Source organism: Rhodanobacter lycopersici (assembly GCF_040812335.1).
Classification (GTDB): domain Bacteria; phylum Pseudomonadota; class Gammaproteobacteria; order Xanthomonadales; family Rhodanobacteraceae; genus Rhodanobacter_A; species Rhodanobacter_A lycopersici.
Genome location: NZ_JBFOHK010000002.1, coordinates 604,194 through 627,074, shown reverse-complemented (window position 1 = coordinate 627,074; position 22,881 = coordinate 604,194). Strand labels below are relative to the sequence as shown.

Below are 22,881 nucleotides of genomic sequence, written 5' to 3'. Positions count from 1 at the left end.
GCTGTGCCAAGATCGCGCGCTGCAGCGGAAAGAAGGGGCACGCGATGAAGTCATTGGTCAGCCACGAAGGCCAGCACTGCGCCAACTGCGGCACGCCACTGGTGGGCGACTTCTGCCACGGGTGCGGTCAGTCCATGCACAGCGTGCTCAAGCCGATGCACCACATGGTCGAGGAAACCGTGGAGACGGTGCTGCACATCGACAGCCGCATCGTGCACACGCTGCCGCCGCTGTTCCTCAAGCCGGGCTTTCTCACGCTGGAATATTTCTCCGGCCGCCGCGTACGCTACATCGCGCCGTTCCGGCTGATGTTCGTGCTGTGCCTGCTGTGCTTCTTCGTGCTGCACCTGGCCACCTCGGCGGCGATCAGCCACAGCATCGAACAGCGCCAGCAGCACGTACTGCTCGATCGCGGCACCGATTTCGCCCAGGCCGACAGCGCGGACGAGGTGCACGAACTGCTTGACGAGAAGAACAACGCGCTGAACGCCGTGCGGACCTTCGGCGACGACGCGATGGCCGCGCAGGCAGCTCGCGTGAAGCAGCAGCTGCGCGCGGCCGCCGACCGGCGGCTGGCGGAGTTGCACGCCCCGCCGCTGCCCGCGGCGTACGCCACCGCCTCCCCGGTCACCCGGAGCGAGACCAGCAAGCCGGTGCAGATCGCCTGGCTGCCCGATTTCGCCAACCAGCGGTTGAATGCGGTCCGCGAGCACATGCTCGACAACTGGCACGCCTTCCGGCACGGCGACGCGTTGAGCCGCGAGGCAGCCAAGGACCGCATGGTCAACGGCGTCTTCGGCAAATTGCCGGGCGCCATGCTGGTACTGGTGCCGGTGTTCGCACTCCTGCTCAAGCTGTTCTACGTGTTCAAGCGGCGGCTCTACATGGAGCACCTGATCGTGGCGCTGCACAGCCAGGCCTTCCTGTTCCTGTGGCTGCTGCTGTGCACGCTGCTGGCCGCCCTGGCCGGCTGGCTGGAGCCGCACGCGCTGTGGACCACATACCCGCTGAACTGGCTGGAGCGGATCCTGGTGCTGTGGGCGCCGATCTACCTGTTGCTGATGCAGAAGCGCATCTACCGGCAGGGCTGGCCGATGACCCTGCTGAAGTACTGGTGCATCGGCTGGTGCTACTTCTGGCTGCTCTTCTTCGTGCTGATCTGTGCATTCGTGTTGGGGCTGGCGCACTAGCGCAAATCGCCCCGGCGCACGCCCAGCGGCGTCATGGCCGGGGCCACCTGGCCGCGGTTTTGCACAGCGTCACCGGGCTGTCAAGGCGCCCCTCACCATTTGGCCGTTCGATGAATGCTCGCTGGACGAAAATCACAAGTTATTGATATGGAAACATTTTTTCACATGACCAAAACGTGTCCAGACTGTCGCGAAGGGCTTCACCATGCGCTTCAGAGCCCCTCGTCCCCGCGTCGTCCACAGACTTGTCCACAGCCCTTGTGGATAAGCGAAAAAACCTGCACGGCTGAGTGACTTGCGTCCTACTCCTCGACCCGTGGGCAGCATGTGTCCGCAAGCTCTGCCCCGCCTGCCCCTTGTGCGGAGAATGCGGCCTCGACGACGCCGCTAAACTTGGTCGCCATGATGCCCGCCGTCCTGCGCGTCGCCCTGCCGGTACCCCTGCCCACCCTGTTCGACTACCTGCCGCCCGCGGCCGGCGGCGGGATCCGGCCGGGTAGCCGGGTACTGGTGCCGTTCGGCCGCGGCAAGGCGGTGGGCGTGGTGGTGGCCACCGGTGTGGAGCCCGCGGTGGGCATGGGCAAGCTGAAACGCGCGCTGCGCCTGCTCGACGAAGCGCCCCTGCTCGATGCCGAACTGATGCAGACCCTGGCCTGGGCCGCCGACTACTGGCTGGGCGCGCCCGGCGAAGCTTATGCGAACGCACTGCCGCTGGCCTTGCGCGAGGCAAAACCGCTGCCAACGCTGGGCGAGGAATGCTGGTCGCTCACCATCGCCGGACGCAGCGCGCTGGATGCCGGCAGCCGGCGCGGCGCCAGTCGCAGCCTGCTCGCCGAACTCGCCACGGGTCCGCTGGGCGTCGCCGAACTGGACGCCTGCCTGCCCGGCTGGCGCGCCGCGGCAAGGCGGCTGCTCGGAGCCGGCCTGGTCGAACGTGGCGAACGTACCGTCAGTAACGCCATCGCCACGCGCGCCGCGCCGCCACTCAGCGCGGAACAGCAACAGGCCGTCGACACGGTGGCTGGCGATCTCGGCCGCTACCAGTCCTTCCTGCTCGACGGCGTCACCGGCAGCGGCAAGACCGAGGTATACCTCGCCCTGATCGAGCGCGTGCTGGCGCAGGGCCGGCAAGCCCTGCTGCTGGTGCCCGAGATCGGCCTCGCCCCGCAGACCGTGCGCCGCCTGCGCGAGCGCCTCGGCGTGACGGTCGAGGTGATCCATTCCAACCTGGCCGAGGGCGAACGTGCCCGTGCCTGGCTGCGCGCACGATCGGGCGAGGCGAAGGTGATCCTGGGCACCCGCTCCGCGGTGTTCACCCCGCTGCCGCACGCGGGCCTCGTCATCGTCGACGAGGAGCACGACGGCGCCTACAAGCAGCAGGAAGGCTTCCGCTACCACGCGCGCGACCTTGCCGTGGTGCGTGCCCGTGCGCTGGGCGTGCCGGTGCTGCTCGGCTCGGGCACGCCGTCGCTGGAATCGCTGGCGAACGTGGAAGCCGGCCGCTATCGCGCGCTGCATCTGCGCGCGCGGCCCGGCGCGGTGCGGCCGCCCACGGTGCAGATCGTGGACATGCGCGCGCAGCGGCTGGAGCACGGCCTCTCGCCCACCCTGCTCGCCGCGGTGGCCGAGACGGTGGCGCGCGGCGAACAGGCACTCGTGTTCCGCAACCGCCGCGGCTACGCGCCGGTGCTGCTGTGCCACGCCTGCGGCTGGCATGCTGACTGCCCGCGCTGCGAACACCCGCTGACCCTGCATGCCGGCCGCCGTGCCCTGGTCTGCCATCACTGCGACTATCACAGCCGCATTCCTGCCACCTGCCCGGCCTGCGGTGCCACCGAGCTGAAGCCGCAGGGCCAGGGCACCGAGCGGCTGGAGGAAGCATTGGCCGCGCGCTTCCCCGACGTGCCCGTATTGCGCATCGACCGCGAGACCACGCGCCGCCGCGACGCTTTCGAACAGCTGCTGGACAAGCTGCGCGACGAGGCGAAACCCGCGATCCTCGTCGGCACCCAGATGCTGGCCAAGGGCCACGACCTGCCCAACCTCACCCTGGTCGCCATCGCGGGCGTGGACGAAGGCCTGCTCAGCGTGGACTTCCGCGCCGGCGAACGGCTGGCGCAGCAGCTGGTGCAGGTGGCCGGACGCGCCGGACGCGCCGCCAAGCCGGGCCGCGTGTTGTTGCAGACCCATCATCCGGATCATCCGCTGCTGCGCCAACTGCTGACGCAGGGCTATGCCGCCGCCGCGCAAAACCTGCTCGCCGAACGGCGGCAGAGTGCGCTGCCGCCGTTCGCGCACCAGGTGTTGCTGCGCGCCGAGGCCACGCAACGCGTGGCGGTCGACGGCTTCCTCGCCGAAGCCTGTGCCGCGCTGCCGCCGGATCATGGCCTGCAGATCGCCGGCCCGATGCCCGCGCCGATGCCGTTGCGCGCCGGCCGCCAACGCGGCCAGCTGCTGCTGGAGGCCGCGAACCGCCGCGAGCTGCACGCCGCGCTGCACCCCTGGGCCGCGCAACTCGCGCGCCTGCCCGGCGCGCGCAAGGTGCGCTGGTCCCTCGACGTGGATCCCATCGACCTCTACTGATGGCGCAGTTCCGCCCCGGCAAATTCCGGGCGCGCTAGGATCGGGCGGATGGCGATGGGGAGGCGGCATGAAACTGCCCGAAGCATTGGTCAACTTCTTCGGCCTTGGCGGCATCGAGACGCTGACGTCCACGCACCACCTGACGCTGGCCTCGTTCAGGAGCATCCAGGGCATCGAGGCGGTGGTCTCGCCGATCTTCCCCGCGATCCTGATGTGCGAGATCGCCTTTCTCGTCTGGGCCTACCATCGCTCGCCGCGCAGGCTCTACGGGGTCTACAAGATCCCCGTGCTGATCTACGCGTTCAACTGGATCATCGGCCTGCTGGTCAACATCCATGTGTTCCTGTGGACACAACGGCACTTCGCCGCATTCGCGCCATTCACCGCGACACTGCGCGTCGGCTGGTTCTTCTATGCCTACGTCGTGTGGGAACTGAGCCATTTCGTCTACCACTGGACCTGCCACAAGGTGCGGCTGCTGTGGGTGCTGCACTCGCCGCACCACGCTCCCACGCACATGAATCTCGGCGTGATCTTCGCCGCCTTCTTCCTGCAGGGCACCTACGCCAACTTCGTGCGCACGGCGATCTGCTCGATCCTGGGCGTGCCCGTGGAGCTGTTGCTACTCTGCATGGTGATCGACGCCTGCTGGGGCTCGCTGATCCATTTCAGCGAGGAACTCTGGCCATCCGGCAAAACCGGCTGCTTCCTCGACACGCTGCTGCTGATGCCCTCGGATCATCGCGTCCATCACTCCAGCAACCCGGAGTACATCGACACGAACTACTGCAATACCTTGCCGATATGGGACAAGCTGTTCGGCACGCTGCGCCGCGAGACTCCCGGAATCAGGCCCAGATACGGCTTGAGCCGCCCGCAGAAGCCCAATCATTTCACCGACACCTATTTCGGCGAAATCGGCCTGCTCTGGCACGATATCCGCAACGCGGATTCATGGAAGAAGCGCGCGCTGCTGGTCGTGATGCCGCCCGGCTGGGGATCACCGGGTCACTGACCGGTAGCCGGCGGACGTTGGCCCGCGCCCCTCCTCGATTGAATGCGCAACGTGGAGAACTTATAATCAACATATAATCTGGAAACCTCTTTGGAGGCCGCCATGTCCCAAATCACCCTGTATCTGGACGACGCCACGCAGGCGCTGGTGGACGAGGCTGCACAGGCCAGTGGCCTGTCCAAGAGCCGCTGGGTGGCCGAAGCCATCCGCAAATACGCGGCCCACGAATGGCCGGAGGACTGCCTGGCACTGGCCGGACGCTTCGCCGATTTCCCGCTGCGCGAGGATGCACCCAGCGTGGCCGACATGCCGCGCTTGGGCTTCTGAGCATGCTGGTGCTGGACAGCAACACCATCAGCTACTACTTCCGTGGCGACGCGAGCGTAGTGAGGCGGCTGCAAGCCCTCCGTCCCGCAGAGATTGGCGTGCCCGCCATCGTGGAATACGAACTGCGCTGTGGCCTGCTGCGCCTGCCGACCGCGGCGGCCACCCCGCGTCTGGCCGCGCTGGCCCAGCTGCTGCAACCCATGCAGATGCTGCCGTTCGACAGCGAGTGCGCGCAGCATGCGGCCCGCATCCGCGTGGCGCTGGAAGCCACCGGTACACCGATCGGTCCGCACGACACCCTGATCGCCGCCACGGCACTGCGCCACCAGGCCACGCTGGTGACGCGCAACGAACGCGAGTTTTCGCGCGTGCCTGGGTTGCATTGGGTGAATTGGCACGAGGCTGGATGAGAGCGGGTTCGAAGCACCGGATTGAAGGCCAGGGAGTCATGCGATGCCCGATGTACTGCCCCACATCGTGATACTCGGCGGCGGCTTCGGCGGGCTCACCGCCACGCAGGCCCTGGCCCGCACGCCGGCGCGCATCACCCTGGTCGACCGGCACAACCATCACCTGTTCCAGCCGCTGCTGTACCAGGTCGCCACCGCCGGCCTGTCGGCGCCTTCGATCGCCGCGCCGCTGCGGCAGATCCTGCGCCACCAGCGCAACGTCACCGTGCTGATGGACGAGGTCACCGGCATCGACCTCGCGCCACGCCGCGTGCAGCTCACGCGCGAACGGCTGGACTACGACTGGCTGATCGTCGCCACCGGCGCCGCGCATGCGTATTTCGGCCATGACGACTGGGCCGGCAACGCGCCGGGGCTGAAATCGCTGGACGACGCGCTGGCGATCCGGCGCCGGGTGCTCACCGCGTTCGAGCGCGCCGAGCAGGAGGACGATCCCGCCCGTCGCCAGGCCTGGCTCAATTTCGTGGTGGTGGGCGGCGGCGCCACCGGCGTGGAACTGGCCGGCACGCTGGCCGAGATCGCGCGGCACACGCTGGCCGGCGAATTCCGTCGCGCCCAGCCGAGCACGGCCAACATCCTGCTGGTCGAAGCCGGCCCGCGCGTGCTGGCCGCGTTCGATCCCGCATTGTCGGCGAAAGCGCAGCGGCAGCTGGAGCAACTGGGCGTGCAGGTACAGCTGGGGCAGGCCGTGACCGCGGTGGACGATGCCGGCGTCACCCTGGGCGGGCAACGCATCGCGGCCCGCACCGTGCTGTGGGCGGCGGGCGTGGCCGCCTCGCCGCTGGGTCGCATGCTCGATGCACCGCTGGATCGCGCCGGACGCGTGTCCGTGCAGGACGATCTTTCCCTGCCCGGCCATCCCGAGGTGCTGGTGCTCGGCGACCTCGCCAGCGTGCAGCAGGACGGCCGCCCGGTGCCGGGCGTGGCCCCCGCCGCCAAGCAGATGGGCCAGCACGCGGGCAAGCTGGTCGCCGCACGCCTGCACGGCGACACGCGCGCCATGCCGTTCCGCTACCGCGACACGGGCGCGCTGGCCACCATCGGCCGCATGGCGGCAGTAGCCCAGTTCGGCAAGCTGCGGCTGTCCGGCGTGCTCGCCTGGTGGGTATGGCTGGGCGCGCACATCTGGTTCCTGATCGGTTTCCGCAACCGGTTGGTGGTGATGCTGGACTGGGCGGTGGCGTACTGGACCCAGGCGCGGCACGCGCGGATCATCACCGGGCAGGACAAGCGCACGGATCGAGGCTGACGGCGCCCGCCGCTCGACGAACAGCCGGGATGTTATCCGCCGGCTGCCTTGCCGCCACCGTGTGCCGGCTTCTGCGCCAACTGCTCGCGCGACCAGCCGCCGCCGAGCGCGCGGATGAGCTGCACGCTGGCACGCAACTGTTGCGTGCCGAGGGTCAGCACGCTGCTTTGCGCCTGCAGGGCAGCAGTCTGTGCCTGCACCACGTCGAGGTAGCTGGCGGCGCCGGCCTTGTACTGCTTCATCGCCAGATCCAGCGAGCGTTGCGCGGCGACGGCGGCGGCCTGCTGGTCGACCATGGCGGCGCCGAGGCGATCGAGCAGGGCGAGGTTGTCCTCGACCTGCTGGAACGCGGCCAGCACCACGCCGCGGTATTTCGCGCCGGCTTCGTCCGCCGCGGCCTTGGCGGCGGCGACCTGCGCCTTGCGCAAGCCGCCATCGAAGAGGTCGAACAGCAGCGAGGGGCCGAGCGCCCAGACATGGTTCGGGGCGGTGAGCAGGTCGGCATAGCGCTTGCTGAGGAAGCCGCCTTGCGCATCCAGCGTCAGCGAGGGGAAGTAGGCCGAGCGCGCCACGCCGATCCCGGCATTGGCTTCGGCGGTGCGGCGTTCGGCGGCGGCGATGTCGGGCCGGCGCTGCAGCAGGGTCGACGGCACGGCCAGCGGAATCTGCGGCAACGCGATGGCCGCCGTCTGCGCCGGCAGGCTGAACTGCGAGGCGGATTCGCCCACCAGCACGGCGATGGCATCCTGCATCTGCGCACGCTGCGCCGCGGTCTGCGCCCACTGCGATTTCACCGTGGACAGCTGCGTCTGCGCGCGCGCCACGTCCAGGCCGGAGACGATGCCGCCGCTGTGCAGGGTCTGCGTGAGCTGCAGCGCCTTGCGGTAGGCATCGATGCTCTGCTGCAGCAGCTGCAGTTGCTGGTCGATGCCGCGCAGCGCGAGGTAGTCGTCGGCGAGCTGCGCCTGCAGGCTGAGCTGCACGGAAGCGAGGTCGGCAGCGGTGGCCTGCGCCTCGTCCCTGCCGGCGGCGACGGTGTCGCGCACCTGGCCCCACAGGTCCACCTCGTAGCTGAGCTGCACGCCCGCGGTGTAGGTGTCGTAGTCCGCCGGTGACGTGGCGCCGCGCAAGGGCGCGGTGTCGGACTGGCGCTGGCGCACGGCGCCGGCGCCGGCGCCGATCTGCGGGAAATAGCCGGAGCGCGCTTCGCGGAACAGCGCCTGCGCCTGCTGGTAGTGCGCCAGCGCGGCGGCGAGGTCGGCATTGTGGGCGAGCAGGCGCTGCTGCAACTGGTCTAGCCGCGGGTCGCCGTACAACGACCACCAGTCCGCGCGCGGCAGCTGGTCGGCCGGCTGCGCCAGCACCCACGGGCCGGTGTCGCGGTACTGCGCGGCGACCGGCGTCGTCGGCACCTTGTAGGCCGGCGCCAGGTTGCAGCCGGCCAGCGCCGCCGCCACTGGCAACGCCAGCAGAGAGCGACGGCGCAGTGCGGGCAGGAAGCGGTCAGCCCTTCGCATGGGAATCGTCCGCCTTCTGCTGCTCGGCCACGCGCACGTGATCGCCCGTGTCGATGCCGTCGGGCGGACTGTCGATCACCTGGTCGGTGGGGGCGAGGCCGGCGCCGATCACGGCGCGCTTGCCGTCGTCGCGCAACACCGTCACCGACTTGAACGTCACGCGGTCGCCGGCACCGAGCGTGGCCACCTGCATGCCCTTGCCGTTGAAGACCAGCGCGCTCGACGGAATGCTCAGGCCGTTGCGGGTCGAGCCCAGGTCCAGTTCCACGCTGGCGAAGCCGCCGGGCATCAGTTCGCCACTGCGGTTGTCCACCAGCAACTGCATCAGCGTGGTGCCGCTGGCGGCGTTCACCGCGTCCGCCGAATCGAGCACGGTGGCCTGGTAGGTCTTGCCCGGATGCTCGGGCACGCGCAGCACGGCGCGGGTGCCGCGCGGCACCTGCGGCACGTAGCTCTGCGGCACGTTGACGTACAGGCGCAGCTTGCTGGTGTCGGACACCACGAACAGCTCCGGACCGGCGCCGCTGCCGACATTGATCAGCGCGCCCACGTCGGTGTCGCGCGCGGTGACGGTGCCGTCGAACGGCGCGACGAGCCTAGCGAAGCCCTTCTCGACCTCGAGCTGGTCGACCTGCGCCTGCGCGGCCTTCACCTGCGCCTCGGCCGCGTTCAGCGCGCTGGTGCGCTGGTCGATGTCCTGCTGCGCGACCGCGTCGGTGCCGGCCATCGCCTGCCAGCGTTTGGCGCTGATCTGCGCCAGCTTCGCGTTGGCCTTGGCGACGCCGAGGCCGGCTTGCGCCTGCGCGAGCTGCTGGTCGACGTCGGGTGTCTCGATAGTGCCGAGCAGGTCGCCCTTCTTCACGCGGGCGCCGATGTCCGTGTTCCAGCTCTTGAGGTAACCGGAAACGCGCGCGTAGATCGGCGCGCTCACAAAGGCCTGCAGGCGGCCCGGCAACTGCAGCGTGGGCTGACCCGCGGCCGCCTCCGGCTGCACCACCGCGACCACCGGCAGTGCCTGCTGCTGCGTCCAGTCGCGCATCTGCGCCGTGCCATGGGCACGGCTGGCCACGCCGTAGACGACGACGATCGCCGCCACCACGGCGGCAACGATGCCGGCCGTGCGCAGGCCGCGCGGCACGGCTTGCGGCTGGGTGTGCGGATCAAGCTGGGACATGGATCTCTCCGGAGTTGCCTTGCGGCGCATGCTTCTCGCCATGGCGCCGGTGGACGATGCTGAACACGACAGGGACGAAGAACAGGGTGGACACGGTGGCGAACACCAGGCCGCCGATCACCGCGCGGCCGAGCGGCGCGTTCTGCTCGCCGCCCTCGCCCAGCGCCAGCGCCATCGGCAGCATGCCGATCACCATCGCCAGCGCGGTCATGCAGACCGGGCGGAAGCGTACGAAGCCGGCCTCCAGCGCGGCCCGCGCCGCGTCGCCGTGCTCGTCCAGCCGTTCGCGGCAAAAACTCACCACCAGGATCGAGTTGGCGGTGGCCACGCCCATGCACATGATGGCACCGGTGAGCGCCGGCACCGACAGCGTGGTGTGGCTGGCGAACAGCATCCACACGATACCGGCCAGCGCGGCGGGCAGCGCGGTGATGATCACGAACGGATCGGCCCAGGACTGGAAGTTCACCACGATCAGGAAATAGATCAGCACGATCGCGCCGAGCAGGCCGAACAGCAGGCCGCTGAACGCCGTGTTCATCGTCTGTACCTGGCCGAGCAGGGCCACGGTGGCACCCTTGGGCGCGTCCTTGGCGTTGGCGTCGATGATCTTCTGGATGTCGGCGGCCACCGCGCCGAGGTCGCGCCCCTGCGTGCTGGCGAAGATCTGCACCATCGGCTGGATGTTGTATTCCGACACCACCGCGTCGGCGCGGTCGTACTTGATGTCGGCGATGCCGCCGAGCACCGTGGTCGGGCTACCCGCTGCATTGACCGGCAGGTCCGCCAGCGCGGCGGAGGTATCCATGCGGTACTGCGGCGTCTGCATCACGATGGGATAGGTGATGCCGTTCTTCGGGTTGAGCCAGTAGGTCGGCGCCACCTGGCTGCTGCCAGCCAGGTTCACCACCATGCTGTTGGTGACGTCGCGCGGGGTGGCGCCGACGTATTGCGCGCGCGTGCGGTCGAGGTCCACGTCCACCGTGGGCAGCGACTGCGACTGCTGGATGCGCGCGTCGGCCACGCCGGTGACGCGGCGGATCTGCGCCAGCAGCTTGTTGGCGTAGGCGAAGTCCGCAGGCAGGTCGCGGCCGCGCACCTGCAGCTCGATCGGCGCCGGCGTGCCGAAGTTGAGGATCTGGCTGACGATGTCGGCGGGCAGGAACGAGAAAGTCACGCCGGGGAAGCGCTTCGGCAGTTCCTCGCGCAGGCGCTTCACGTAGTCGTCGGTCGGCGCATGCCCCTCGCGCAGCGCGATCTGGATGTCGCCGTCCTGCTCGCCGATCGTGCCGGTGTTGTTGTAGATGGTGTTGATCGACGACAGGAACGGCGCGCCGATGTTGTCGGCCACCGTATCCAGATCCTTCGCCGGGATGACCTGGCGGATCGCCTGCTCGATGTGGCCGAACTGCGCCGCGGTGTCTTCCAGCCGCGTGCCGACGCGCACGCGCACGTGGATCAGCATCTGGCCGGCATCCACCGACGGGAAGAAGTTGCGGCCCAGGAACGGCGCCAGCGCGAACGACAGCACCACGAAGGCGAGGAAGCCCATCGTGAACACGCGCCGGTGCTGCAGCGCCAGTTCGAGCAGGCCATGGTAGCCGCCGCGGATCTTCTCGAAGCGCGCCTCGAAGCGGCGCTGGAAGCGCACCAGCGGATTGCGCGACGGCGGCAGCGCCGCATTGATGCCGTGCTCGTCGGTGTGCGGCGCGTGCGGCTTGAGCAGGTACTTCGCCATCGTCGGCACCAGCGTGCGCGACAGGAAGAACGAGCAGATCATCGCGAACATCACCGCTTCGGCCATCGGCACGAACAGGTAGCGCGCCACGCCCTGCAGGAAGAACATCGGCACGAACACGATGCAGATGCACAGCAGCGAGACGAAGGCCGGCGTCACGATCTGCGCCGCGCCGTCCATGATCGCGGTCTCCACGCCCTTGCCGTGCTCGAGGTGCCAGTTGATGTTCTCGATGGTCACCGTGGCGTCGTCCACCAGGATGCCCACCGCCAGCGCCAGGCCGCCCAGGGTCATGATGTTGAGCGTCTCGCCCAGCGCCGACAGCAGGGCGACCGAGCCCAGCACCGCCAGCGGGATCGACACGGCGATGATCACCGTCGAACGCCAGCTGCCCAGGAACAGCAGGATCATCAGGCTGGTCAGCGCCGCCGCGATCACGCCTTCGCGGATCACGCCGGTCACCGCCGCGCTGACGAACACCGACTGGTCGCCCACCGGCTTGACCTGCAGCGCGTCGGGCAGCGACGGCCTGATCTCCGCCAGCATCTTCTTGATGCCGCTGATGATGTCCAGCGTGGAGGTGGCGCCGCTCTTGAACACGCTGAGCAGCACCGAGCGGCTGCCGTCCACGTGCACCATGTTGGTCTGCACCGCGCTGCCGAAGTGTACGTTGGCCACGTCGTGCATGTAGACCATCGCGCCGTTCACCGACTTGATCGGCAGGTTGGCGAGGTCTTCCAGCCCCGACGGCGCGTTGTTGAGGTTGACCACGTATTCGGTGTTGCCGACCTTCTGCGTGCCCACCGGCGTGAGCAGGTTCTGCGCGGCCAGCGCGTTGGCGACGTCGTTGCCGGTGAGGCCGCGCGCCTGCAGCGCGGCGGGATCGAGGTCGAACATCACCTGCGGCGTCTTGCCGCCGAACGGATACGGAATGCCCGCGCCCTCCACCGTCACCAGCCGGGTGCGCACCTGGTTGATGCCGAGGTCGGTCAGGTTCTGCTCGCTCAGGCCCTTGCCCGACAGCGCCAGCTGGATGATGGGCACGGTGGAGGCGCTGTAGTTGATGATCAGCGGCGGCGTGGTGCCCGGCGGCATCTGCTTGAGCAGGGTCTGCGCGATCGCGGTGACCTGCGCGTTGGCGGTGGCGATGTTGGCGCCCGGGTGGAAGAAGATCTTGACGATGCCAAAGGTGTTGTACGAGTTCGCCTCGATGTGCTCGATGTCATCCACCGTGGTGGTCAGCGCGCGCTCGAACGGCGTGTCGATGCGGCCGGCCATCTGGTCGGGCGGCAGGCCGGTGTACTGCCAGGCCACCGCGATCACCGGGATGTTGATGCTCGGGAAGATGTCCACCGGCATGCGCAGCGCGGCGAGCGTGCCGGTGATCAGGATGAGCAGGGAAAAGACAACAAAGGTATACGGCCGCGAAAGTGCGATCCTGACCAGGCCAATCATGGGGATTCCTGAGCGCGGATGTTGCGTCGCGGAAATTTTCTCATGCGGAGGGCGCGGGGCTTCATGAAGATAATTTCATGTGCCGGCTCCGCGCCCCTCTCCCGCTTGCGGGCACGCGGAGAGGCGCCATGGATGGCGCCGGCTTTGGGGAGCCAAGAGAGGGTTGGAGGAGAGGGCGGGGCTGCCCTGACGCTGAAACGGCAAAAAGCCCCTCTCCCACAAGTGGGAGAGGGGCTTTGCCATCTACGCCGCCTCGACCGTCGCCGCCGTCATGCAATGAATGCTGATGCACGCACCGCCGCCATCGCCGTCGCCGATCTCCAGGCGGTAGCCGTGCAGGCGCACGATCGCGCTGACGATGCTGAGGCCCAGGCCCGAGCCTGGCGTGCTGCGGCTGTTGTCGCCGCGGTAGAAGCGCCTGGTCACCGCGTCGCGCTCGCCGGCGGGGATGCCGGGGCCGCCATCCAGCACGTCCACGCGGGGACCGTTGCGTTCCATCCGCGCACGCAACAGCACGCGGCCGCCGGCGGGCGTGAACTTGATCGCGTTGCCGACCAGGTTGGCGAAGGCCTCGAACAGCAGGTGCGCATCGCCGCGCAGCGGGGCCAGCGGCGCCAGCTCCAGCACGAAGCCAAGGCCGCGGTCCTCGGCCAGCGGCGCATAGAAGTCATGCACCTGGTGCAGCACGCGCTCGAGGTCCACTTCGCTGAAGCAGGCGCTACGGTGCTGATCCTCCAGCTCGGACACCCGCAGCAGTGCGCGGAAACGCGTCAGCACGGCGTCGATGTCGGTCACGCAGGCCTCCACCAGCCCTGCCTCGGGTCGCCCGTCCAGTTGCTGCTGGACGCGGTAGAGCCGTGCGCGCAGGCGCGTCAGCGGCGTGCGCAGGTCGTGCGCGATGTTGTCGCATACGCCTTTCACCTCGCCCATCAGGCGCTCGATCTCGCCCAGCATGGTATTGACGATGCCAGCCAGCACGTCCAGCTCGTCGCCACGCCGGCTCACCGGCAGGCGCCGGGTGAGGTCGCCGCGCTGGATCGGCTCGGTGGCCAGCTGGATCGCACGGATGCGCCGCGCCGGGCCACGGCTGAGCAGCAGGCCGCCGAGCAGGCCGGGAATCACCGTCAGCGACAGACCCCACAACAGGGTGCGACGGATGATCGCGCCCAGCCCATCGATCGTGCTGGTGTCCTTGGCCAGCACCAGCAGCTTGCCGCCGGGCAGGCGCTGCGCCATCGCGCGCGCGCTGACGTCGCTGCGCAGGCGGTCGGTGCGCAACACGCCCTTGGGCAGCAGGTGCTGTTGGCCGTCGGCCACCAGCCCTTGCGGCAGGCTGGCGATGTTGCCGGCCAGCGGCCGTCCCTGCGCGTCGAACAGACCCGCCGACATGATGCCGTGCGGGTCGAGCGTGCCCGACGCATCCACCGCCTGCGGCAGGTGCGCGGCGTCCGTCTGCACGAGATACTGCATGCGCTGCGACACGATCTGGTCGAGCACGTGGGTGAGGTAGCGCGAGCTTTCCCACTGGATCGCGCCCAGCAGCACCACGCTCCACACCACGAACAGCGCGCCGTAGATCAGGATCAGGCGCGAGGTGGCCGAGCGCCAGACGTCAATCAGCGGGCGCAAGCCGATACCCCGAGCCGCGCACGGTGTGGATCAGCGCGGGCAGTCCCGCGATGTCGATCTTGCGGCGCAAACGGCCGATGTGCACGTCGATCACGTTGGTGCCCGGATCGAAATGGAAGCCCCAGACGTGTTCGAAGATCATCGTGCGGCTGAGCACCTGGCCGGAATTGCGCATGAGGAACTCCAGCAACCGGTATTCCGTGGGCAGCAGCGACAGCGGCTGGCCGTCGCGGAGGGCGACGTGCCGCACCAGATCGAGCTCCAGGTCGGCCACGCGCAGCCGATTTTCCGCCTGCGGCCGGTGCCGCCGCAACAGCACCTCGACCCGCGCCGCCATCTCGTCGGGCGCGAACGGCTTGGTGAGGTAATCGTCGCCGCCCGCGCGCAGGCCGCGCACGCGTTCGTCCACTTCGCTCAGCGCGCTGATCATCAGCACCGGCGTGTCCATCCGGCGCTCGCGCAGCGCGGTGATGACGTCGATGCCGCTCATGCCCGGCAGCATGCGGTCCAGCGTGATCAGGTCGTAGCCGCCGGCCAGCGCCTGCTCCAGGCCGGCGCAGCCGGTGGCGGCGCGGTCCGCCACCATGCCGTGCGCAGCCAGCTCGGCAACAATCTCGCGCGCGGTGACTTCGTCGTCTTCGATGACCAGGATGCGTGGCATCGTGATTCCAGCGTGGCTGCGGAATGGCTGTCCGGCTCCAGGAACGGAAACGGCCTCCGCGGGGAGGCCGTTCAACCGTAGCACCGTCGGCCGGAAGCCGGATCAGGCGGCGAACAGTCCGCGCATCTTCTTCATCGCGTTCGCCTCGACCTGGCGGATGCGCTCGGCGGAGACGCCGTACTCGTCGGCCAGCTCCTGCAGCGTGGCCTTGTCCTCGTCCAGCCAGCGGCGCCGGATGATGTGGCGCGAACGCTCGTCCAGCTTCTCCATCGCGGTGGACAGCGTCGACAGCTGGTTGTCCGACTGGTCGGCCTCGGCCACGTTGTCGTACGGGTCGGCGCCTTCGTCGATCAGGAAGGCTTCCGGCGCGGGCTTGGCGTCGTCGTCGGCATCCGCCGGCGCCTCGAAGCCGATGTCGCGACCGGACAGGCGCGATTCCATCTCGCGCACCGTGGCCTCGGGCACGCCCAGGTCCTGCGCCACCGCGCTCACCTCGGCCGCATTCATCCAGCCCAGGCGCTTCTTGCTCTTGCGCAGGTTGAAGAACAGCTTGCGCTGCGCCTTGGTGGTGGCAACCTTCACGATGCGCCAGTTCTTCAGGATGAACTCGTGCATCTCGGCACGGATCCAGTGCACCGCGAAGCTGACCAGGCGCACGCCCTGGTCCGGGTCGAAACGCTTCACCGCCTTCATCAAGCCGATGTTGCCTTCCTGGATCAGGTCGGCCAGCTGCAGGCCGTAGCCGGAATAGCCACGCGCCACGTGCACCACGAAACGCAGGTGCGACATCACCAGCTTTTTGGCTGCGGAGAGATCCTCTTCCTCGTTGTAGCTGCGCGACAGCGCCTGCTCCTCCTCCTGGCTCAGCACCGGAATGCGGTGCACGGCCGAGATGTAGGCATCCAGGCTGCCGACCACGCTGGGCAGCGACAGGTTGGTGGTCGCCAAGGCTTGGGACATGTGAAACCTCCGGTCAAGAGTTTCAGGTTAGCACTCCGGTGCTTGGAGTGCTAAAGCCGTGGATAGTTCGCGACTTTTAATGAACCGTATCGTACAGAAATATGGATCGCTTGTCCATCTGTCGTGTCGAGTGCATTTAACGTCGTCAGCAGGTGCCGAAGTGGTGTCAGTACCCCGTAGCCACGTCGGCAGGCGGGGCAACACCACCAGCCAGAATCATTCCAACTTGTTAATATCACTAGATATTCTATCAAAGCGAGAATGTATTGCGCCGCCAGCCAGATAACCGCTGGAAGCGTCCATCGGGTCTCGCCCGTGTCCGGTTTGCGAAGATGAAGGCGGCCTATGCTCGGTTCGCGCCCAAGCCCGGGAATCTTGCGTAAAAAGACAGCGGCGTCCCAAGCAACCGTTCGCGCCTGAGGCTGCCGCTGCGGAGGCAGGCGCGGCCTGACCACAGTGCACGCCGTTGCCACGGGACGCTTCAGTATTCGGCGCGAATGGCCTTGCAATAGGGGCCATTCATGACAAACCTGCGACACACTGAGGGCCGGGTTTCATAGATGCCACAGTTCATGCGCGCGCTGTTCAAGGCGACACACCAACCGTCCTCGCCACGCTTCATGACATGCAAACCTGTCGGCAAATAGGTGGTGAGATGATCGGGAATATGGTCCTCCGGTTGCAGGACGACCATGAGGCGGCAGCACACGGCCTCGCACGCGGAACAGCGTGCGGCACCCGGGGCGCGACTGGTTGGTGAGGTCATGCGCAAGAGGCTTCCCGATCTCGGACGTAGTGCAGAAGGTGGCCGCGGTACGGTGGTACGTCGCGATCATCCATGGGGCATTGCTCTTCGGTGAGTATGAAGCGTTGTTCTGCCAATAGCTGGCTGAAGTGCTGGCTGTGGCTGCGGCCGGGGTCGGTAATTACAACCTCCGCTGACGGGTACGCATGCCGCCTGACCACCTCGGCGAGCAGCAGCGCCTGCAGGGGTTCGTACAGCACGTCACTCGCAATGATCGCGTCGAAGTGACCCAATGATGGCCGCAGGGCGTCCCATGGCAGACGGCGGTAATCAATGGCGGGCAATGCATTGAGCGTCGCGTTGTACGCGAGAAAGGATTCGGCCAGGGGGTGTGCATCTGACGCGACGATGTCGGCACCACGGCGCTTGAGGACGAGGCAGGCCAATCCGATGCCGCATCCCAGTTCGAGGATGCGCTTTCCATCTATGGCGAAGCGATGCATGGCCTGGGCTAGAAGACGCTCTGATGGCCAAAGTTGACCAAACAAGCCCCATTGGGCGACCGAAAGGCCCATGCGTGCGCGGTGACCAGCGGCGTCGGAAAACTGTTGTTTATCGCTCAGAACCCGCAAGCGGTACATATGGCCACCGATCAAAAGCTGCTCGCTGCGGGTTGCATAAGCTTGCACGGATGCTCCCGGAAGAACCCTGCAAACAGGGCGGAATGTTAGGGAGCAAAGTGTGTGGCCGACTGGCCACACAATGAGGCGCGAGGCGAGCATGCACCCACGTGACCGTGGCACACCCGCCACATGCACTTAGCCCACGTCATAAGCCAACACCGGGACTTGGCGCTGGCCTGAATCGAGTGAGTAATTGCGTGGCCATGGTTCCACCTCCGCGGGACGCTATCGCCCGGTGCGCGATGGGGGGCGATTGGGCGCTGAACCGGAGTGGCCTGCGTCGCGCGCAAAACGATCGGTTTTCCGATAGCTCTGTTCCGCTTTGACCGTATCCCGCCTCTTCGCAGAGCCGCAGTAAACATCGTGGATGTCCGATAACGAGAGCGGCCTGGCCGGTGGCGACATGACAAGTTCCTTGGCAATCGGGGACGCAAAGGCCGCGCCTGCCTCCCGGAACGAGAGGTCGATGCGGAAGAGGGTGCCTTTCGATCAATGAAGACTGTGGTACCAGAGCGCTTCCATGCCCAGACGCGTCGCGCACACCCTAGTCTGGTCCACTGTCACCAGGCCCGCCTCGCAGAGCCAGCGCAGATCGGCAAGGCGTTCTATCGCGCGGAGCGACAACGGACAACGCTTCACAACCTCGCCTAGCAGAGCCCATTGCTTGCAATTCAAACCACGGGGTCGACGCGTACTCATGCGCTCTCGGTCGCGAGCATTCCTGCACGCCTCATTGGAGTAACCACTGGAAAGTGGATCCAGCTTTGCCACCATACGCCCTTGCGGGGCTTCAAGTGTTAGTTTCTTTGTGTGAGCCGCGGCACAGGCGCTTTGCCTGGCAACGGTTCTCATACTGCTCCGTACCTTCGCGCGGCACTTTCGTCAAAAGAGTAGTGTCAGCTTGTGACTTCCCGCGGAGCAAGCTGTTATGCACGACCTCCTTGGCATCACCAGCAATGGCTTCAACTACACCGCACAGTACGACGCGGCGGCGTTGGGCAGCATCATATGGGCGGCGACCTTTCGAAAGGACGGGATCTATCGGGGGATGCGGCACGGCCGTGTTTTCGACGTTTCGGACCTGTCGAATCCTGACATCAAACTCGCCGTCATGGACGACATCGAGGAAATATGGGTCAAGGAACACTGAGGCCCACTGGCTCGCGTCCCCGATGGGCGTCTGTCCAAGTCTTGCGCGCATCCTGATGCGACCGAAGTTCGTGTGGACTGGGCAATGAAGCCATGTCCGCACCCTTACCCGGAACACATGGGGTTCAACAGGCTGCAGTTCATCTCCCACGGCTGACGCAAGCTTGAAGAGATGTATCTGATAACCCACTGGGCTCGACGGTGCACCCGAGGCCGGCACTTGGCATGGGCCGCAAGGCAGGGCTTGAAAACAGCCACCGGTCCGCGACGGCGCGCGTTCCTTGCACCGGCCCAGCTCACTACAATGCCAAGTGAAGCCACGTGGAAGGGGGAGTTCACTTGATCGTCTGTGTACCTGATGTGTTGACAGCCCAGGAGCTTGGCGCAATCCGGGCCGAGCTGCAGAGCGCTCCCTTCGTCGACGGTGCCGGCACGGCCGGCTGGTCGGCGCGCACCGTGAAGAAAAACCAGCAGATCGATACCAGCAGCGCGAGCTACGCACGGGTGGCAGACATCGTGCGCACCGCTTTCCGTCGCAACGGCCTGCTGCAGGCGGCGCTGCTGCCGGCGGCGAACACCCAGCCGCTGTTCAACCGCTACGCCGGCGGCATGGAGTACGGCGCGCACGTCGATGCCCCGGTCATGGGCGGCATGGGCAACGCGGTGCGCACCGACATCGCGATCACCGTGTTCCTGTCCGATCCCCGCAGCTACGACGGCGGCGAACTGGTGACGCACGCCAGTGGCGGCATGGAATACGCCTTCAAGCTCGAAGCCGGTGCCGCCATCGCCTACCCGGCCAACACCCTGCACCATGTCGGCCCGGTGACACGGGGCGTGCGCGACGCAGCCATCATCTGGGTGCAAAGCATGGTGCGCGACCCGGCCCGCCGCGAACTGCTGTGGGATCTGGAAAGCGCCAAGCGCGACATCTTCGGTCGCGAGGGCAAGAGCCAGGCCTTCGACACCGTGAGCCGCTCGCATGCAAACCTGCTGCGCATGTGGGCGGACGTGGTCGGCTAGGTAGAGGGCCTGATCAACCCTGCAACGCGGCACGCGGTGGCAGCGACCAGTCCACCGGCGCCTGCCCGCTGGCTTCGAGGTAGCGGTTGGCAGCGGAGAAATGCCCGCAGCCGAGGAAGCCGCGATGGGCAGACAGCGGCGAGGGGTGCACGCTCTTCAGCACGCAGTGCCGGCGGGTATCGATCAGCTGGCCCTTGCGCTGGGCGTAGCTGCCCCAGAGCAGGAACACCAGGCCCTCGCGCTCGCGGTTGAGTGCGTCGATCGCCGCATCGGTGAAGCCTTCCCAGCCCTTGCCCTGGTGCGAGGCGGCCGACCCGCGCTCCACGGTAAGCACCGCGTTCAGCAGCAGCACGCCGTGATCGGCCCAAGGCGTGAGACAGCCGTGGTCAGGCGGTGCGATGCCGAGGTCGCGCTGGATTTCCTTGAAGATGTTCACCAGCGAGGGCGGCGTTTGCACGCCCGGGCGCACCGAGAAACACAGGCCGTGCGCCTGCCCGGGGCCGTGGTACGGATCCTGCCCGAGGATCACCACGCGCACCGCGTCGAATGGCGTGTGCCCGAACGCGGCGAAGATTTCCGCCCCCGGCGGGTAGATCGCCTTGCCGGCGTGCTTTTCCGCACGCAGGAAGGCGGCCAGCGCCTGCATCTCGGGGCGTTCCAGGTAGGCGCCGATCCTTGCCTTCCACGAGGCTTCGAGTCGTACCTCGCTCATGCGGCAGTACCTCGCTGGCGCAGATGCCGCGCCACGCGCAGCTGGAACAGCAGCTTGGTGACCAGCAGCTTTTCCTCGACCGGCTTCTCCACCAGGTCGTTGGCACCGGCATTGATCAGCGCGGCCTGGTTGGCCGGATTCTCGTCGCCGGTCATCACCAGCACCGGCAGCCGGCCCTTGCCGTAGCCGAAATCCTTGCGGATGCGTTCGAGCAGGTCGCCGCCGGTGAGCTCGCCCTTCAGGCTGACGTCGGTGAGCACCACGTCGGCGCCGACCTCGCCGCGCACCTTCGCGGTTTCCAGCAGCGCCAACGCATCCTCCACGCTGATCACGTGGCGCACGGTGAGGCCGTATTTCTCCAGCATGCGGCGGGTGGCCAGCGCCACCACGCGGCTGTCTTCCACGTACAGCACCTCGCCCTCGGCGCTGCCCTCGGGGCGCACGTAGCCGCGGATGAATTCGGCCAGCGCCTGGAAACCCAGCGACTTGTCGAAGTAGTCGGTGACGTCCTCGCCCAGGGTGCGGCGGTGCAGGCGGTCGTCCACGTCGCCGGAAACCACCACGATGGGCACGTAGGTCTGCACCGCGGACTCGCGCACGAAGCGCGCCAGCTCCAGCCCGTCCATGTCGGGCAGGCGCAGCGCGGTGGTGATGAAATCGAACACGCCTTCGCCCAGCAACTGCTGCGCTTCGCCGCCGCTGCCGCAGCCCACCACCTCCACGCCCGGCAACTCGCCCGCCAGCACGCGGGCGATCATCTGCCGCACCATCCTGGAACCATCGACCACCAGCACGCGTGGCGCCGTGCTGACCAGTCGGTTGCTGATGCTCGTACTCATGCCCTGCCCGTTCGCCCCCGCCCGCTCAGGCAGCCTTGCGCAACTGCCAGGCGCTGACCAGCCGCGCGCCCAGCCAGCCCAGCGCCGCGGCTGCGAGCGGCACCGCCAGCAGCAGCCACTGCGGCAGGCCACCGATGTGCAGCTTGCCATCATAAGCCTGGCTCAACCGTGCCACCGGTCCGCTCAGCGCGAATTCGATCGCCAGCGCCAGCAACGCGGCGAGGATCCCGCTGAACAGGCCGTACCAGATGCCGGCATACAGATAGGGCCGACGCACGAACGCGCCGCTGGCGCCCACCAGCAGCAGCACGCCGATCTCCTCGCTGCGGCTGGCGATGTCCACCCGCACCGTGTTGCCCACCACCAGCAGGGCGGCCAGCGCCAGCATCGACGCCAGCGCGGCCACCACGCGGTCACCGACGCCGAGCAGCGCGTCCAGCCGCTGTCGCCAGGTGCCGCTGTCCTGCACCTGGGCAACGCTGCGCAGCTCGCGCATGTCGCTCACCAGCCGCTCCACCGCGGGGGCGTCTAGACCTTCCTTCGGCTGCACCATCAGCACGTAGGGCAAGGGATTCTGGTCCAGCGCGTCCAGCGCGCCGGAGAAGCCCTGCAGCTTCGCCAGCTCGTCCAGGCCCTGCTGCGGGGTCTTGACCGTCACTGAAGCCACATCGGAACGATCGCCCAGCTGCTTCGCCAGCAGCTGCACCTGCGACTCGCCCTGGTCCGGCTGCAGGAACACGTTGATCGCCTGGTCCTGGCCCAGTGCGTGGCCGAGCTGCTGCACATTGCCCAGCAGCAGGTAGAACGCCAGCGGCAACGCCAGCGCCAGCCCCATCACCGCGATGGTGAGCAGGCTGCCCAAGGGACGCGCGGCGAGCCGGCGCAGGCTGGCCGCGGCACTCCAGCCATGGTGCTCGCGCCAGCTTCCCACGCGCCGGGTGTGGCTGGGGCGATTCTGCGCAGGGGCGGATTCTTCGCGGGTGGAAACGTCGACAGCCATGTCAGAGCACCTCCTCGGCGGCAAGATCCGCAACCAGGCGACCATGGTCGAGCACCACCACGCGCTTGCGCATGCGCTTGATCAGCGGCAGGTCATGGCTGGCGACCAGTACCGTGGTGCCCACCTGCTGGAACTCGGCGAACAGGCCCATGATCTCCACCGCCAATTGCGGATCGAGGTTGCCGGTGGGCTCGTCGGCGATCAGCAGCGAGGGCCGCGCCACGATCGCCCGCGCGATGCCCACGCGCTGCTGCTCGCCGGTGGACAGCGTGGCGGGCAACTGGCGCTCGTACGACAGCAGGCCCACTTTCTCGAGCGCCGCGCGCACCCGCCGGCCGCGCTCCAGGCGCGCAATGCCGGCGATGGTCAGGGGCAGCTCGACGTTGGCGAACACCGTGCGATCCATCAGCAGGCGATGATCCTGGAACACCATGCCGATGTGCTGGCGCAACCTGGGGATGCCGCGTCCGCGCACCTTGGCCAGGTTCTGGCCATCCACCGTGATGATGCCGTGGCTGGGCCGCTCGATCACGCCGAGCAGCTTGAGCAAGGTGCTCTTGCCCGCGCCGGAGTGACCGGTGACGAAAGCCATTTCGCCCGTGGGTATGGTGAAGGAAAGCTGCGAGAGGGCCTCGTGGCCGCCCTCGTAGTGCTTGCTCACCTGATCGAACTGGATCACCGCGCGTCCCCGCCGCTGCCTGCCGTATTCCGGCAAGGATAAGGGATGCCGGCGCGCAGGTCGCCCCGCCCTGCGGATCGGCG

At 67.6% G+C, this 22,881-nt stretch carries 20 protein-coding genes; 8 read left to right on the top strand and 12 right to left on the bottom strand.

All coding sequences use genetic code 11. The features are described from left to right. Positions 1-44: 44 nt before the first annotated feature. The 6 genes from ABQJ54_RS09710 (at position 45) to ABQJ54_RS09685 (ending at position 6,834) form a co-directional block, all read left to right on the top strand. Entirely contained in the window at positions 45-1,190 is a 1,146-nt protein-coding gene (locus ABQJ54_RS09710; protein WP_367854092.1) for a DUF3667 domain-containing protein, read from the top strand. A 405-nt stretch (positions 1,191-1,595) separates the two neighbouring features. Further along, positions 1,596-3,773 carry a primosomal protein N' gene (locus ABQJ54_RS09705; RefSeq protein ID WP_367854423.1) on the top strand — a complete coding sequence of 726 codons (2,178 nt, stop codon included), beginning with the start codon at positions 1,596-1,598 and terminating at the stop codon, positions 3,771-3,773. Between the two features lie 67 nt (positions 3,774-3,840). After that, positions 3,841-4,788, top strand: a complete 948-nt coding sequence (locus ABQJ54_RS09700) for a sterol desaturase family protein (RefSeq protein ID WP_367854091.1) — start codon at positions 3,841-3,843, stop codon at positions 4,786-4,788. 102 nt (positions 4,789-4,890) lie between these two features. After that, a complete protein-coding gene (locus ABQJ54_RS09695; RefSeq protein ID WP_192107470.1) occupies positions 4,891-5,115 on the top strand; it encodes a ribbon-helix-helix domain-containing protein in 225 nt (74 codons plus the stop codon). 2 nt (positions 5,116-5,117) lie between these two features. Continuing rightward, positions 5,118-5,525, top strand: coding sequence for a type II toxin-antitoxin system VapC family toxin (locus tag ABQJ54_RS09690; RefSeq protein WP_367854090.1), 408 nt, complete (start codon positions 5,118-5,120; stop codon positions 5,523-5,525). Positions 5,526-5,568: 43 nt separating this feature from the next. After that, positions 5,569-6,834 carry an NAD(P)/FAD-dependent oxidoreductase gene (locus ABQJ54_RS09685; RefSeq protein WP_367854089.1) on the top strand — a complete coding sequence of 422 codons (1,266 nt, stop codon included), beginning with the start codon at positions 5,569-5,571 and terminating at the stop codon, positions 6,832-6,834. Between the two features lie 32 nt (positions 6,835-6,866). Here ABQJ54_RS09685 and ABQJ54_RS09680 read toward each other — a convergent pair whose 3' ends face one another. The 8 genes from ABQJ54_RS09680 to ABQJ54_RS09645 all read right to left on the bottom strand — a co-directional run bounded on the left by ABQJ54_RS09680 (position 6,867) and on the right by ABQJ54_RS09645 (position 17,402). Further along, complete coding sequence (locus tag ABQJ54_RS09680; RefSeq protein WP_367854088.1) at positions 6,867-8,351, bottom strand: efflux transporter outer membrane subunit; 1,485 nt, start codon at positions 8,349-8,351, stop codon at positions 6,867-6,869. Beyond that, complete coding sequence (locus ABQJ54_RS09675; protein WP_367854087.1) at positions 8,338-9,525, bottom strand: efflux RND transporter periplasmic adaptor subunit; 1,188 nt, start codon at positions 9,523-9,525, stop codon at positions 8,338-8,340. Before ABQJ54_RS09675 ends, ABQJ54_RS09680 begins: the two co-directional genes overlap by 14 nt. Next, entirely contained in the window at positions 9,512-12,718 is a 3,207-nt protein-coding gene (locus ABQJ54_RS09670; RefSeq protein ID WP_367854086.1) for an efflux RND transporter permease subunit, read from the bottom strand. The genes ABQJ54_RS09675 and ABQJ54_RS09670 overlap by 14 nt, the downstream gene beginning before the upstream one ends. A gap of 243 nt (positions 12,719-12,961) precedes the next feature. Further along, the gene (locus tag ABQJ54_RS09665; protein WP_367854085.1) at positions 12,962-14,347 is read right to left on the bottom strand and encodes a sensor histidine kinase; all 1,386 of its coding nucleotides are present in this window, start codon (positions 14,345-14,347) and stop codon (positions 12,962-12,964) included. Continuing rightward, the gene (locus ABQJ54_RS09660) at positions 14,331-15,008 is read right to left on the bottom strand and encodes a response regulator transcription factor (protein ID WP_367854084.1); all 678 of its coding nucleotides are present in this window, start codon (positions 15,006-15,008) and stop codon (positions 14,331-14,333) included. The genes ABQJ54_RS09665 and ABQJ54_RS09660 overlap by 17 nt, the downstream gene beginning before the upstream one ends. Positions 15,009-15,110: 102 nt before the next feature. Then, positions 15,111-15,968 carry an RNA polymerase sigma factor RpoH gene (gene rpoH, locus ABQJ54_RS09655; protein WP_367854083.1) on the bottom strand — a complete coding sequence of 286 codons (858 nt, stop codon included), beginning with the start codon at positions 15,966-15,968 and terminating at the stop codon, positions 15,111-15,113. A 481-nt stretch (positions 15,969-16,449) separates the two neighbouring features. Next, positions 16,450-16,734 carry a YkgJ family cysteine cluster protein gene (locus ABQJ54_RS09650; protein ID WP_367854082.1) on the bottom strand — a complete coding sequence of 95 codons (285 nt, stop codon included), beginning with the start codon at positions 16,732-16,734 and terminating at the stop codon, positions 16,450-16,452. Then, positions 16,731-17,402 (bottom strand): class I SAM-dependent methyltransferase, encoded by a 672-nt coding sequence (locus tag ABQJ54_RS09645; RefSeq protein WP_367854081.1) that lies wholly within the window; start codon positions 17,400-17,402, stop codon positions 16,731-16,733. Before ABQJ54_RS09645 ends, ABQJ54_RS09650 begins: the two co-directional genes overlap by 4 nt. 922 nt (positions 17,403-18,324) lie before the next feature. On the opposite strand from ABQJ54_RS09645, the gene ABQJ54_RS09640 reads away from it, so the two are divergent. Together ABQJ54_RS09640 and ABQJ54_RS09635 are read left to right on the top strand one after the other, a co-directional pair. Then, positions 18,325-18,546, top strand: coding sequence for a TonB-dependent receptor (locus tag ABQJ54_RS09640; RefSeq protein ID WP_367854080.1), 222 nt, complete (start codon positions 18,325-18,327; stop codon positions 18,544-18,546). A gap of 338 nt (positions 18,547-18,884) precedes the next feature. Further along, positions 18,885-19,568, top strand: a complete 684-nt coding sequence (locus ABQJ54_RS09635; protein WP_367854079.1) for a Fe2+-dependent dioxygenase — start codon at positions 18,885-18,887, stop codon at positions 19,566-19,568. A 13-nt stretch (positions 19,569-19,581) separates the two neighbouring features. Here the strand turns inward: ABQJ54_RS09635 and ung are convergent, their stop codons facing one another. The 4 genes from ung to ftsE are packed head-to-tail and all read right to left on the bottom strand — an operon-like array spanning position 19,582 to position 22,798. Next, positions 19,582-20,280, bottom strand: a complete 699-nt coding sequence (gene ung, locus ABQJ54_RS09630; protein ID WP_367854078.1) for a uracil-DNA glycosylase — start codon at positions 20,278-20,280, stop codon at positions 19,582-19,584. Then, positions 20,277-21,119, bottom strand: a complete 843-nt coding sequence (locus ABQJ54_RS09625; RefSeq protein ID WP_367854077.1) for a response regulator — start codon at positions 21,117-21,119, stop codon at positions 20,277-20,279. The genes ung and ABQJ54_RS09625 overlap by 4 nt, the downstream gene beginning before the upstream one ends. 25 nt (positions 21,120-21,144) lie before the next feature. Then, a complete protein-coding gene (gene ftsX, locus ABQJ54_RS09620) occupies positions 21,145-22,119 on the bottom strand; it encodes a permease-like cell division protein FtsX (protein ID WP_367854076.1) in 975 nt (324 codons plus the stop codon). A 1-nt stretch (position 22,120) separates the two neighbouring features. Beyond that, the gene (ftsE, locus tag ABQJ54_RS09615) at positions 22,121-22,798 is read right to left on the bottom strand and encodes a cell division ATP-binding protein FtsE (protein ID WP_367854075.1); all 678 of its coding nucleotides are present in this window, start codon (positions 22,796-22,798) and stop codon (positions 22,121-22,123) included. Positions 22,799-22,881: the final 83 nt, after the last annotated feature.